Source organism: Chryseobacterium sp. PMSZPI, assembly GCF_002835665.1.
In the GTDB taxonomy this organism is placed as follows: Bacteria; Bacteroidota; Bacteroidia; order Flavobacteriales; family Weeksellaceae; genus Chryseobacterium.
Genome location: NZ_PIZV01000016.1, coordinates 24,610 through 38,520, shown reverse-complemented (window position 1 = coordinate 38,520; position 13,911 = coordinate 24,610). Strand labels below are relative to the sequence as shown.

The 13,911-nt window shown below is 34.5% G+C and carries 12 protein-coding genes; 7 read left to right on the top strand and 5 right to left on the bottom strand.

The window, feature by feature from the left end:
• Positions 1-7: 7 nt before the first annotated feature.
• Positions 8-535, top strand: coding sequence for a 5-formyltetrahydrofolate cyclo-ligase (locus CW752_RS03950; RefSeq protein WP_317044717.1), 528 nt, complete (start codon positions 8-10; stop codon positions 533-535).
• On the opposite strand, the gene CW752_RS03945 is transcribed toward CW752_RS03950, so the two are convergent.
• Both CW752_RS03945 and CW752_RS03940 read right to left on the bottom strand, forming a co-directional pair.
• Positions 484-1,065 (bottom strand): hypothetical protein, encoded by a 582-nt coding sequence (locus tag CW752_RS03945; protein WP_101238473.1) that lies wholly within the window; start codon positions 1,063-1,065, stop codon positions 484-486. The genes CW752_RS03950 and CW752_RS03945 overlap by 52 nt on opposite strands.
• Positions 1,049-2,212 carry a hypothetical protein gene (locus CW752_RS03940; RefSeq protein ID WP_101238472.1) on the bottom strand — a complete coding sequence of 388 codons (1,164 nt, stop codon included), beginning with the start codon at positions 2,210-2,212 and terminating at the stop codon, positions 1,049-1,051. Before CW752_RS03940 ends, CW752_RS03945 begins: the two co-directional genes overlap by 17 nt.
• Positions 2,213-2,395: 183 nt before the next feature.
• Between CW752_RS03940 and CW752_RS03935 the strand changes: the two genes are divergently transcribed.
• On the top strand, positions 2,396-2,734 hold the full coding sequence (locus CW752_RS03935) for a hypothetical protein (protein WP_101238471.1): 339 nt from the start codon (positions 2,396-2,398) through the stop codon (positions 2,732-2,734).
• A 319-nt stretch (positions 2,735-3,053) separates the two neighbouring features.
• Here CW752_RS03935 and CW752_RS03930 read toward each other — a convergent pair whose 3' ends face one another.
• From CW752_RS03930 to rmuC, 3 genes are all read right to left on the bottom strand, one after another.
• Positions 3,054-3,821, bottom strand: a complete 768-nt coding sequence (locus CW752_RS03930) for a TrmH family RNA methyltransferase (protein ID WP_101238470.1) — start codon at positions 3,819-3,821, stop codon at positions 3,054-3,056.
• A gap of 101 nt (positions 3,822-3,922) precedes the next feature.
• Positions 3,923-4,348, bottom strand: a complete 426-nt coding sequence (locus CW752_RS03925; protein WP_101238469.1) for a hypothetical protein — start codon at positions 4,346-4,348, stop codon at positions 3,923-3,925.
• A 5-nt stretch (positions 4,349-4,353) separates the two neighbouring features.
• Positions 4,354-5,859: a DNA recombination protein RmuC gene (rmuC, locus tag CW752_RS03920; RefSeq protein WP_101238468.1), complete on the bottom strand. Its 1,506-nt coding sequence runs from the start codon at positions 5,857-5,859 to the stop codon at positions 4,354-4,356.
• A 140-nt stretch (positions 5,860-5,999) separates the two neighbouring features.
• On the opposite strand from rmuC, the gene CW752_RS03915 reads away from it, so the two are divergent.
• From CW752_RS03915 to CW752_RS03895, 5 genes are all read left to right on the top strand, one after another.
• On the top strand, positions 6,000-6,674 hold the full coding sequence (locus CW752_RS03915; protein WP_101238467.1) for a response regulator transcription factor: 675 nt from the start codon (positions 6,000-6,002) through the stop codon (positions 6,672-6,674).
• Position 6,675: 1 nt separating this feature from the next.
• Positions 6,676-8,037 (top strand): sensor histidine kinase, encoded by a 1,362-nt coding sequence (locus tag CW752_RS03910; RefSeq protein WP_101238466.1) that lies wholly within the window; start codon positions 6,676-6,678, stop codon positions 8,035-8,037.
• Between the two features lie 255 nt (positions 8,038-8,292).
• On the top strand, positions 8,293-9,567 hold the full coding sequence (locus tag CW752_RS03905; RefSeq protein ID WP_228401609.1) for a TolC family protein: 1,275 nt from the start codon (positions 8,293-8,295) through the stop codon (positions 9,565-9,567).
• Positions 9,568-9,576: 9 nt separating this feature from the next.
• Entirely contained in the window at positions 9,577-10,692 is a 1,116-nt protein-coding gene (locus tag CW752_RS03900; RefSeq protein WP_101238464.1) for an efflux RND transporter periplasmic adaptor subunit, read from the top strand.
• Entirely contained in the window at positions 10,692-13,796 is a 3,105-nt protein-coding gene (locus CW752_RS03895; RefSeq protein WP_101238463.1) for an efflux RND transporter permease subunit, read from the top strand. The genes CW752_RS03900 and CW752_RS03895 overlap by 1 nt, the downstream gene beginning before the upstream one ends.
• The last annotated feature ends 115 nt before the right edge of the window (positions 13,797-13,911 follow it).

Below are 13,911 nucleotides of genomic sequence, written 5' to 3'. Positions count from 1 at the left end.
AAAAGCCTTGTCACGTGATGAGGCTTTCTTGTTATCTCAAAATATTTTCGATCATTTTGTAGCTTACTTTAAGCCTGAAAAGGGGCAAAAAATACATGTTTTTGTACCTATAGAGAAGTTTAATGAGGTCAATACACAAGTTCTTATTCAGTATTTTTTGGAGCAAAATATTCGTGTTTTTGTGCCTAAAGTTGTGTCAGATCAGCTTATCAATATTGAAATATTTGAAGATACTGTTTTTGCAACAAATAGTTGGGGGATTTCAGAGCCGGTTTCCAATGAAGATTCCGGTGAAAATTACTTCCAATATGTTATTACCCCTTTGCTGTATTGTGATCCAAAAGGAAATAGGGTAGGATATGGAAAAGGATTTTATGACGCACTTTTTCAAAGTCTTTCATCAGATACAAAAAAAATCGGAGTCAATTATTTTGACCCCGAAGAATATATCGATGATGTCTGGGAAAATGATATCCCGTTAGACTATTTAATTACGCCAACCAAGGTGCTGTCTTTCTTTAATGGCTTGGAATAAAAATCTAAAAAGTAAAACTTAAATTCTTTCTTAAACTTAGGAGTCGAAAGTAAGATGTACTGTGCGTTTTTCTCAAAGCTTCCTAAAGACTTGTTTTTATTGTCAAAGTATTCCACGTTGAATTTGGCATAATCCAACGTATCTTTTTTATAAAACTCTTTATAGACATTCAGGTTGTTTACTTTCACTGATTTTACTTTCATACTGTCCAATTCTTTGAATAGCCTTTTGAAAGTTAATGAATCGGGTTTATGGAAGTAACTTTGCATCTGAGAGTAGATTACAGTGTCTATTTCCGTATTTCTATTTCCGGAAAGGTATAAGGTGGACAGGTCCAGAAGTTCCTGAACTTTTTGTTTTGTAATGGAGTTTATTGCCTGCATGCTATCCATTTGTACTGCAGGATAGCTTTTTGCGTTATTGCTGTTTCTTAGTTTGTCAAGATCACTTACTTCTGTCTTTTTATTATTGCAGGCAACAAATGCTAGAAGAAGCATGGTGAAAATTAAAAAGTTATTTATTCTTTTCATCTGTGGAGGCAATTTTAAATTTGATGGATATAATCTTTCCTTTATCTTTTTTCATTTCTATAACGCTCAGGTTTTTCAATGAGGTTGTAGGAGTGGTTACTAAGGTGATATACTTTTGTTTGTCTAGTCTTTCTATACCATAGGTGTTATTGTCATATACCTGATATATTACAGCATTATTGCTGATCAGGTTTTCCAGTTGATTTCTTTTTTGTTTTAAAAGTTCCGGATTTCCGTTGGCATCTTTTACGGAGAAATAATTAACCGCCATTTTATAGTCATCCGGTTTTAATTCAATCATTTCTTCCTCCGGGGCATTTTCAAGGTTTCTGTTTACTTCCAGATATTCATAGAAAGGAGCATTGATCTGCATCTTTATATTCTTATCCTTTGTGGAATAATAAAAACATTCTCCCGGTTTTATTTTATAGAGAAGGGGTGATTCGTTTTGCTTAATAACGCGTATTTCTAAAGTATTAATGACTGAAACTCCACGGTCTTTATCTGTGAAACAATATTTATATGTTTTAGAAAAAAGAACATCTTTAAAACCTAATAGTCCGGTTATGGCGATTAAAACCGAAGTAACAAGTGCCCAGGCATTTTTTTTGAAGAAGTTTTTCTTAGGCGATGTCGTTGAAATTTCAATATCATTTATTGTAGGTGCTGTTTTATTAACCGGTTGATTTTCAGTGATTGATTTTTGTAAATCTGTATTTTCGAGGGTGTTGTTTTCAGCTTTTTCAGGTTGAATTTCATTTTTTTGAAGCTCAGGAGACTCGGCAACGATTTTTTCTAATTCCTGAATATCTTCATCTTCTAAATTTTCATTTTCCTGTAGTAATTCTCCGGCAAAAAGATGTTGCTTTTTGAAATCATACCAAGAATCATATCCCGCATAAATACTCAGTAAATTGAGCATGTCGATCCTCGGTAATTTAGTAACCGGTGAAGTTTTGAAATAGGTATAAAATGATTTTTCGCTGATGTTTCCTTTGGCTTTTTTGCGAAGGTCTTCCTGGAAATATATAATATCGATTCCCTTCCATTTTGAAATATCATCAAAGGAAGGAGTGTATTCTTTTAAATATTGACCTTGGACATCCTTTTTTAGCTGTTCAAAGTGTAATAGATCTAAATCTGTCAATTTTTTAAAAAATAATTAAATTATTGATTATCAGTTATGTTTTTTTGTAAAACTATTTTACAAAGGTATTACAATTATTTTTCATAAACAAATTTTCTAACTGCTCTACCTTTGTCTTGTTCAAATAACAGAACAGAAGAAAATTTTATAAAACAATATTAACAAAATTAAATTTAATTTATTATGAAAAAGTCATTATTCGTAGCTGCTATCGCTGCAATCTCTCTAGTTGCTTGTAAAAAAACTGAAGCTACTGCTACTGAAGGAGCTACTGATTCAGCTGCTGTTACTGCTGATTCTGCTGCTGTTGTAGTTGATTCTGCTGCTAAAGTTGTTGATTCTGCTGCTACTACTGCTGTAGGTGCTGCTAAAGATGCTGCTGCTGCTACAACTGCTGCTGGTGCTGAAGTTGCTAAAGATGCTGCTAAAGGTGCTGCTGACGCTGCTAAAGGAGCTGCTGATGCTGCTAAAGGAGCTGCTGATGCTGCTAAAGATGCTGCAAAAGACGCTGCTAAAAAATAATTTTAGCTTAGCTTAAAAATAAAGGAACCGTTTCACCCAGTGAAACGGTTTTTTTATGCTTTATATTGAAATTTTATTTCAACGCATAGACAAGATTCAATTCATTATTGATAAGAGAGCTAAGAAAGTGACAAAAGTCGCTGATAAAGCGATGTAGATAGGCGTATGCTTAGAAAGAATCAATACAATTGATTCAGGCTTTGCTCTCTAAAATACAATACCGGATAATAGAAATCCTTTGCGCGAAATTTAAAAATTAAACGGATCTAAATATTCCAAGCCCCACAACTTTTGCTCTTGTATCCGAAATACTGATAACTTATCCTTTCTTTTGTTTTAAAGATTCATAGCAGGTAATGGCAACTGCATTACTCAGGTTCAAAGAGTCTATGCTTCCTGCCATAGGAATTAATGTGTTTATGCCTTTTCCTATCCAGAAATCACTCAACCCTGAATGTTCAGTGCCAAATAATACCGCAGAACGCTGGGTAAAATCTCTTTTGTAAAGATGTTCTGCTCTCTCATCCATAAGCGTTGTATAGATATTGAATTTGTTTTTCTGAAGGAATTCCAGGGTTTCTTCATTCTCAGCTTGATATACTTCCATCCCGAAAAGACATCCTACACTGGATCTGATCACATTCGGATTATAAAAATCCGTTTTTCCATCGGCAACAATAAGAGCATCAATGCCAAATGCTTCACAACTTCTTAAAATAGCACCAAGGTTACCCGGTTTTTCTACTCCTTCTACAATAATTACTGTAGAATTATCTTTTGGAGCAAAGGAGGAAAGAGGGACCTCTTTAGCATTGTATATTCCGATAATCCCTTCTGAGCTTCCTCGATAAGCTATTTTTTCATAAACCTTATCGCTTACATAATGAATCTTTCCATCAGGAGTTTTTCCTTTAAATATATTTTCACAAATAAAATATTCTAAAGGTTCAAAATGATATTGGACTGCTCTTTCGTTTTCCTGTTGTCCTTCAACAACAAATACTTTTGATTTTTTACGGAATCTGTTGTCAGTAAGAAGCTTAGTGACATGTTTTATTTTATCGTTTTGAAAACTTTCTATCAACATGCCGCAAAATTATGCAAAATTTATGATTGAGCATATAATCATTTCTTCGGGTGCTCCGAAATAGAGAACTTATGGAAAAAAGAATTTCGTAGTAATTTTTTTTAAATGGTTTTATCTGTCTGTTTTCCGAGGGGCTTTAGTATGATAATATTTCCAATAAACAGAGTAAGACAACTTGCGACCCAAAGATAATATCCCAGTCCATAAGAAAGTATAGGATATTGATGTCCTGCTTCATCAACCGTTATTTCTCCAAAAAACAGATAAGATAAAGATAGACAGACTGCAAGTAAACTCAGTACAGTTGACACTTTTACTTGTTGCATTAATAAAGCAATAGCCGAAATAAAGAGTAGTGGATTGGCCAGCCAAACGAAAAAACCACCATCTGATTCTGCCCAACCTAAGAGAAAACAATCTATGGCCGGCATTTCTCCTTTATTATTACTTATATAGACTGCGGTAAAAAAAAGAGATACAATAAAGAGAATGATGCTCAAAATAAGGGTAATGTATATCTTTTTCATAAGGTTTAGTTTTCGGATGAATCTATGATATTGCTATTGTCGACAAGGCTCTGAGGTAAATCTTTTTTATTTTTGATACCTAATGATTTCAGTTTTTGAGTTTGAATAATTAGATTGTCATTTCCGGTGTGAAGTTGTTTATAGGCATCATTGTATACGTTTTTAGCCTGATCCAGGTTTCTTCCTACTTTTTCCAGATTTTCCACAAATCCTACAAATTTGTCATAGAGTTTGGCACCGCGTTCCGCTATTTCCATAGAGTTTCTGTTTTGATATTCGCGCTTCCAGAGATCTGCAATCAATTTAAGAGAAGTAATAAGATTACTTGGGTTTAGTAATAGAATCCTTCTTTCATAGGCGTAATTCCAAAGATTTTGGTCAGCCTGCATTGCTGCGATATAAGCTGGTTCACTTGGGATGAACATCATAACAAAGTCTAATGATTTTCCATAATCATCATAGGCTTTCTGACTCAATTGGGTAATATGATTTTTAATAGAACCCAAATGCTGGTTGAGTTTGATGGCGTATACATCAGCGTCCGTTTCGTCTACCAATTCTGTAAATGCTGTCAACGAAACTTTAGAATCAATAATCACATTTCTTTCATCCGGATATTTTACAACGGCATCCGGACGCATTTTTTTACCTGAAAATTCGGAAAATAGGGCATTGTTGTCCTCATCGCGTAGCTCATGTTCGAGGAAATATTCTCTTCCTTTTACTAATCCTGATTTTTCAAGGATGCTTTCCAGAATCATTTCGCCCCAATTTCCCTGAGTTTTGCTTTCGCCTTTTAAAGCTCTGGTTAATTTTTTTGCATCATCAGAAATTTGTTGGTTCAATTCTGCAAGTTCTTTTACTTTTTCAGCCAATGAGAAACGTTCCTTATTTTCTTTTTCATACGCTTCATTAACCTTGTTTTTTAAGTCGGCAATTTTCTCTTGAAAAGGTTCCAGTATATTTTTGAGATTATTTTGATTTAAAGTAGTAAACTTTTCTGTTTTCTCTTCTAAAATCTTATTGGCTAAATTTTCAAACTGCAGTTTAGATTCTTCCTGGATTTTTGTGATTTCTTCTTTTTGAGTCTCCAAGGATTGTTGAAGGCTGTCATTTTTTGCGGAAAGCTCTGAATTTTTAGCAAAAATATCCTGTTTCTCTGTAATTAGTGTTTCAATATAATTGGTTTGTTTAAAATTGAGTTGTTTCAATTCCTGGAACTGAGTATTCAACGAAGAATATTCAGCAGAGATTTTGGCAAATTCATTTTTAAGATCGTTCAATAAATCCTGATGTAGAAGATTTTGTTCTTTTTCTTTGTGAACTTCCTGGTTGAGCTCTTGGATTTTTTGATTGGCATTTGCAAAGTCCGAATTACTTTTTATGTATAAAGTATTTAATTCATCATAAGAACTTCTTGAAACCATTGAGGATTTCAACGCAAAATATAAAATAACTGCACCCAGTACTCCGCCTGCAATACATCCAATAATTAAATATATCATCTCCATCTTCCAAAATTATGAAAAAAGGGCATAAGTTGGACAAGAGTTCCGAGGGCTCCGGAAAAAGTGGTGAAAAAATCAGCTTCTCGCTTGTGATTCCCTTTCTGAATTAGAATACTTATATTTATAGGAAATTTCAGAAACGGATGAATATTTTGTTGGTAGAAGATGATCAAAGAATTAGTAACTTTTTGATGAAGGGGCTTTCCGAAGCAGGGTATAGCATGACGCTTGCAGATTCGGGAGAAAAAGCACGTGAATTTCTTAATTCATATGATTTTGATATTATCTTAATGGATATTATGCTTCCCGGATTGGATGGGATGCAACTTACCCAGATTATACGATTTAAAGGGAATTATACTCCGATTATTGTATTGAGTGCTTTAAATAGTCCGGATGATAAAATCAAAATGTTGGATCTGGGTGCAGATGATTATTTATCTAAACCATTCCATTTTGAAGAACTTATTTCAAGAATCAAAGCCCTTACAAGACGAAATAAATTAACTTATCAAAAAGAAGATCAGTTCTTAACATGTGGTGGTATTACGATTGATACTCACCTTCATAAAGTATCCCAAAATAGTAAGGATATTGAATTTTCTCCTACAGAATACAAGCTTTTTACTTTTTTAATGGAAAATAAAAATAAAGTATTAAGCCGAACCCAGATATTGCAAAATGTTTGGGGAATTGATTTTGACAATAGTACGAATGTAGTGGACGTATATATATCTTACGTCCGTAATAAAATTGATGAATCTGACCAGAAAATTATCCACACAGTAAAAGGAACAGGATATCTGATTAAAGACTAAAATGACATTAAGGAACAGATTTACTCTTATTTCGAGCTTATCGTTTGGAATTGTTTCTATCATCACATTTCTGGTGATATTTTTTGCTTATTATGATAGTACTAAAATTTCTTATTTTGAAAAATTAAGGAACACGGCACTTATTTCTGCAATTTACTATCTGGAAAAAGATGAGCTTCCAAAAGACAGACATGCTCAGATCAAAAAAGAGTATAATCATTTGATTCAAAATAACAGAGTTGCGGTTTATAATCAGAACAATGAAGTGACTTTCGGACAGAATTTGAATGATGAAAATATCAAACCTTTTCATTTAAAAGCAGCCAGAAATAATAAAGGGACAGAGTTTATGTCTGATAATCAATTCTACTACGGAATTTTTTATCCTGATAATCAGGGTGATTTTGTAGTGTTTGTCAAATCTCCTAATGATTCGTTCCGTTCACAAATTCTGAGGCTCTCCATTATCATGTTTTCTGTACTGATTATTGGATTATTGGCAATTTATTTTTTGAGCCGATACCTTTCTAAGATTGTATATAAGCCTATTTCAAATGTGGTAGAACGCATCAATAGTGTAGATTATAGCAATATTTCTACAGCGATTACTTCTACCAATACCAACGATGAAATTGAAGAGCTGATCAAATCTTATAACAAGTTATTGGGAAGGATTTCAGAAAATGTACTTTTACAACAGAATTTTATCAATTATGTTTCTCATGAGTTTAAAACTCCATTGGCTGCTATCTCAGGGAATCTTGAAGTTTTTGCCCAAAAAGATCGTACTCCTGAAGAATACCGGACTGTAGCTAAAGAATCATTGGAAAATGTCTATGAAATTGAAAGTATTCTTAATAATCTTTTGCTGATGTCGGGAATGACTAAGCTTGAAGCATCTCACAAGCCGGTAAGAATGGACGAGCTGATCTGGAAAATTTATGAAAAATTAGAACCCAGAGCTAAAGAAAAAAACTCTTCGCTTAAAATAGATTTGCAGGTTACAAAACCTGGATTATTAGAGTTTCCCGGAAATGAGACATTGCTCTACCTGGCTTTGTACAATATTGTGGAGAATGCTATTAAATATTCCCACGATCATCCCGTAGTCATTACGTTGTTGGAAAAAAATCAATATTTAAACATTGAAGTAAGAGATCAGGGAAAGGGAATATCTCCTGAAGATCTTCTGAAAGTTTCTGAAACTTTTTACCGGGGTAAAAATGTTGACAATATTAAAGGAAGCGGAATTGGGTTATCATTATCCAAAAGTATTTTTGATAATCATAATATCAAAATGAAAATTGATTCTACAGTAAATGTTGGTACGAGTGTTATGCTTGCTTTTCCTTCTGGTTTATAATTTCCCACAGATTATTCAGATTTCCACAGATGTTCATGGATAGGCTTTTCAAGTAGAATAATAGTGTTATTTGTGAAAAGTATTTGTGCAATTTGTGTTTAAAAAACCTGCTTAATCTCCCTCATTTGCGAGAATTAAAAATATATCCCAACCTATTCTAATCAAACTCTAATATTAAACTAATTGAATTTTAATTCTACTCGAAATTGAGTCTAATATTAGAAAAATAGCTTTGTGGTCTTAAAATATGAGACCTTGAAGAAGATTATTTTTACTTTATTTTATATTCATTTTTTCAGTTTCTTTTGTGCGCAAATTTCTGATACTTTAACTCTAAGTAGGAAAGATGCGGAAGCTATGTTTTTGGCTAAAAACCTTGATCTTATAGCTCAGAAATTAGAAATCTCTCAAGCTGAAGCCAGAACACTTCAGGCTAAATATTGGCCGAATCCTAAATTGACAGTCAATGAAATTAATCTATGGAGGACCTACGATATAGAAGATCAGCCTGCACTTATCGGAAACTGGGGGAAAACCAGTCAGGTTGCTGCCGAAATTGAACAGGTGATTCAGACTGCAGGTAAGAGAAGGAAAAATATTGAGCTCCAGAAGATTGAAGTGGAAGGGGAGAAATATGAACTGCAGGAGGTTTTGCGTGAGCTTAAAAAAACGCTAAGAAATGCAATGACTGAAATCCTGTACAATCAGGAACAGCAAAAAATATATCAAAATCAGATTTCTTCCATTGAAAAATTAACAAAGTCCTTTCAAAACCAATTAAACCTAGGAAATATCAGTAAAGCGGAGTACGTCCGCTTAAAAGCGCAGGAAATTGAATTCAAGAAAAAACTGATTTCGTTGAAACAGGAAATTGAAGACCAGCAGGTGGAGCTGAAAGCTTTACTGATGATTCCGTCCCATTCTTATCTCGTTGTTTCAGATTCTTTTACTATGCCGGAGAAGCAACTTTCAGAAGTTGAATTATCTCAATGGTTGGAAAAAGCTAAAGAAAACCGACCCGATATTTTGATTTCAAAAAATAAGGAAAAACATGCCGAGAAAAATCTGGAAATACAAAATGCAATGAAGACACCGGACGTTGCTGTTTCCATAGGGTATGACAGGGGAGGAAACATTATGAAAGATTTCATTGGAGTAGGAGTTTCGGTTGATCTTCCGATTTTCGATCGCAACAAAGGAAATATCCAGGAAGCAAAACTCGAAATTGAAAAAATGAAACTTGAAACCCGCAAGAATACATTGAAATCTGAGAATGAAATTGTTTCTGTTTTTAGAAATTATATCCGTACACAAAAAGTTTCCGAAGAAATTGACGACAGCTATGAATCTACATTAGATGGATTATTGGTAAGTCATGAGAAAAACTTTAGGCTAAGGAATATCAGTATGTTGGAGTTTATGGATTTTCTGGATACGTACATCAGCAATAAAATGATCATACTGGATACTAAAAAAGAACTTAATCAATACTACGAAAACCTGCAATATGTTGTAGGACAAGATTTATAATATCTACATATGAAAATAAACACTACCCAATACATTACAGTATTTTATCTATCTGCCTTGGTTGCCCTTACAGGTTGCAAAGATAAAAAACAGGAGCATGAAGAAGAAAAAAGTTACTGTATTAGTAAAGACCTTAAAAAAGACCTTAAGCTGGTTAGAGTAGATATGCTTCCCGTACAGGAAAGTATCACATTAACCGGAGAGGTTGAAAGCAATTCCGACAAAACTGTTCCTTTTGTAAGCCTTGTGGACGGAGTTGTCATAGATACCTATTTTTCTTTGGGAGATTATGTAAGAAAAGGACAGGTTCTGGCAAGTGTAAAGAGTACGGCTGTTAATGAAATGCAAGATGATACGCAAACTTCACAGGCTCAATTAGCTGTAGCTAAAAGAAAACTTGCCTCTGTAGAAGCGATGTATAAAGATGATATTGCTTCTCAAAAAGATTTGCAGGAGGCTAAATCAGACGTTGCTATTTTACAATCCAATATTTCTAAGACTCAAAAAAATATGCAGTTGTATTCGGCGGGAAGTAGTACAATTCAGATTAAAGCTCCTGCGGATGGTTATGTCATTTCAAAGAATATCTCCAAAGGAATGCCTGTTACTGCCGGAGGAGACCAGCTTTTTACTATTTCCAACCTGGATAAAGTTTGGGTAATGGCTAATGTATATGCTACCAACATGAGGAATGTATATGTTGATCAGCCGGTAGTTGTAAAAACATTGGCTTATCCGGATGAAAGCTTTTCAGGGAAAATAAACAATATTTCCCAAGTCTTTAATGAAAATGAAAGGGTATTAAAGGCTAAAATCATTATGGATAATAATGGAATGAAACTAAGACCGGGGATGTCCGCAGATATTGTTTTGCCTATTAATGCACAAAATAAAAGCGCTCTGGCAATTCCTGCTAAGGCATTGATTTTTGACAATAACCAAAGCTATGTGGTTGTATATAAGAAAGACTGTGAATTGGAGATCAGGCCGGTAACGGAAGTTGCTTCCAATAGCCAATATATTTATGTGGAAGGAAATTTAAAGCAAGGAGAAAATGTCATTGCTTCCAACGGGTTGCTTATTTACGAAAACCTGAAAAACCAATTAAATAATTCTACGAAGTAATGCGAAAGTTTGTACAGAATATAGTTTCCTTCTCTTTAAAGAATTCATTGATTGTTCTTTTGGGGACCTTCCTTTTGCTGGCCGGAGGAATCTACTCTTATATACATACTCCTATTGAGGCATTTCCGGATGTTACCAATACAAGGGTGAGGGTGATTACCCAATGGCCGGGGAGAAGTGCTGAGGAAATAGAAAAATTTGTCACACTCCCAATTTCAAAAGAAATGAACGCTATTCCGAATAAAACATCGGTAAGGTCTATTTCTCTATTCGGGTTGTCGGTGGTTACGGTGATTTTTGATGATCATGTTAATGACTTTTATGCACAGCAATATGCTTCCAATAAACTAGGAAATGTAAATCTTCCCAATGGTGCAGAATACAGCATAGAGCCTCCTTCAGGGGCTACAGGAGAGATTTATAGGTATATTATTAAAAGTAAATTACCGATAAAAGAAGTAACGGCTATCCAGGATTGGGTGATTGAAAGAGAGTTGCTGGCAGTTCCCGGAGTAGCAGATGTAGTGAGTTTTGGAGGTGAAGAAAAGATTTATGAAATTAAAATCAATCCTACAGAACTACATAATTATGACCTGTCTCCATTAGATGTATATGAAGCTGTTTCGAAAAGTAACATAAATGTAGGAGGAGATGTAGTGGCAAAAGGAGATCAGGCATATGTAGTACGAGGCATCGGTTTGTTGGAAAGTAAAGAGGATATTGAGAATATCAAGATTGAAGTAAAAGGGTCTACTCCTATTTTAGTAAAACATGTGGCGGAAGTAAAAGTTTCTGCCAAACCAAGACTGGGGCAAGTAGGATATAATAAAGAGAATGATGTTGTAGAAGGAATTATTATCATGCTTCGTGGTGAGAATCCAAGTGAAGTTATTGCCAGGCTGAAAGACAGAATAGAAGAACTGAACGGGGGAGAATTACCCGGGGATGTTCAGATTGTCCCGATTATTGATCGTACAGAATTGGTGAATACTACTGTTCATACCGTATCTAAAAATTTGGTTGAAGGAGTAATTCTTGTTTCTATTATTGTATTTATATTCTTATACAATTGGAGAACTACATTTATTGTAGCATCGGTCATTCCTTTGGCTTTCCTTTTTGCGATTATTATGTTGAAAATTCAAGGACTGCCGGCCAATTTGATTTCGATGGGTGCATTGGATTTTGGATTGCTGTTAGAAGGGACATTAGTGATCGTAGAGCATGTATTTGTCGCCCTTGAACATCGGGCCAAGAAAATTGGATTGCGAAGGTTTAATAAAATTTCCAAGTTGGGGATTATCAAGAGAAGCGCAGGAAGTGTGACAAGTTATATTTTCTTTGCTTTATTGATCCTTATTGTTGCGTTGATGCCTATTTTCTCTTTTCAGAAAGTTGAAGGAAAAATGTTCTCCCCTCTGGCATTTACATTAGGATATGCATTATTAGGGTCTTTGATTTTAAGTTTGACTTATGTCCCGGCGATGTGTAAACTTTTATTAACTAAAAATATAGAGGAAAAAGAAAACTTTATTTCAAAATTTTTTAGAGTTAATATCTACAGAATTTATGAATTCAGTGATCGTCATAAAAAAGGATTTATAGTAGGATTCGTTGCTTTACTGGCTATTTGTGGTTGGAAATTTTCTAACTATGGCTCTGAGTTTTTACCAAAGTTGAATGAAGGTGCGATTTATGTGCGTGCTACTCTTCCCAATAGTGTCAACCTGGACGAATCGGTAAGACTGACTAAAGAGATGAAAGAGATCTTAATGAAGTATGATGAAGTGAAGTTTGTGATGACCCAAACAGGTAGGCCTAATGACGGGACGGATCCAACAGGCTTTTTTAATATAGAATTTAATATTCAGCTGAAACCTGAAAATGAATGGAAGAAAAAAATATCGAAAGAAGAATTATTGGAAGAAATGAGGGTTTCGTTGGAAAAATATCCTGGTATCAATTTCGGATTCAGTCAGCCGATCCAGGATAATGTGGAAGAATATGTTGCCGGAGTAAAGGCACCATTGGTTATCAAAATCTTTGGAAACGATTTATTCGAACTTGAAAATTATGCAAACAAGGTGGCTAATTCCATCAGAACGGTTCCGGGAATTGCTGATGTAAATGTTTTTAAAAATATCGGACTTCCTGAACTAAGAATACAACTCCATGATTCCAAAATGGCCAAATATGGAATTTCTACAGCGGATGCACAGGCCGTTATTGAAATGACGATTGGAGGACAGGCGGCTACTAAATTTTACGAACAGGAAAGAATATTTGATGTCATGCTAAGGTTCGAAAAGCAATACCGTGATACACCGGAGAAAATGGGAAATATTTTGATCCCTACTCAGGATAATAAAAAAGTACCATTAAAAGAAATTGCCACCATTGATTATCATACAGGACCGTCCTTTATATATCGTGAAGGAAACAGTAGGTATATCGGAGTCGGATTTAATATTGAGGGACGTGATTTGGGAAGTACCATTGCTGAAGCAAAAGCTAAGGTAGAAAAAGAAGTAAAGATTCCCAAAAGTAATAAAATGACCTGGGCCGGAGAATTTGAAAGTAAAGAAAGAGCAGCAAGACAATTGGCAATGGTTGTTCCTGTTTCTCTGGTACTTATTCTGATGTTATTATATTTTAATTTCGGGAATGTAAAAGATACTTTAATTTCTTCTATTACACTGGCATTTGCATTTATTGGGGGCTTTATATCACTTTGGTTTACAGGAACTATTTTTGGAATCTCTGCAGGAATTGGTTTTATTATTCTATTCGGGGTTGCCACCATTGACGGTATCGTTCTTATAGGGGTGATGAAAGAAAATCTGCAAAATAGAATGCCTCTTAAACAAGCTATTTCAGAAGGCGTACGAAGCAGAATTCGTCCGGTAGTAATGATTGCTCTAATGGGTTCTATGGGGCTATTCCCGGCAGCAATATCCAATGGGATGGGTTCAGAAATTCAAAAGCCTTTGGCGATTATGATTGTAGGCGGGTTGATTATTTGTATGCTGTTGTCATTTACAATACTGCCGATCATTTTCCATTATGCATATCGTAAAAAATATAGGGAGACACATAGTCTTTAATATTATTGTTCATTATGTTTAGCCGGGATCCGTGAGGAAGATCCTGGCTTTTTTATGGTATTTGTTTGTTTGATAGATAGTTGTATTTTGATTATATTTATATTATTAAATAACT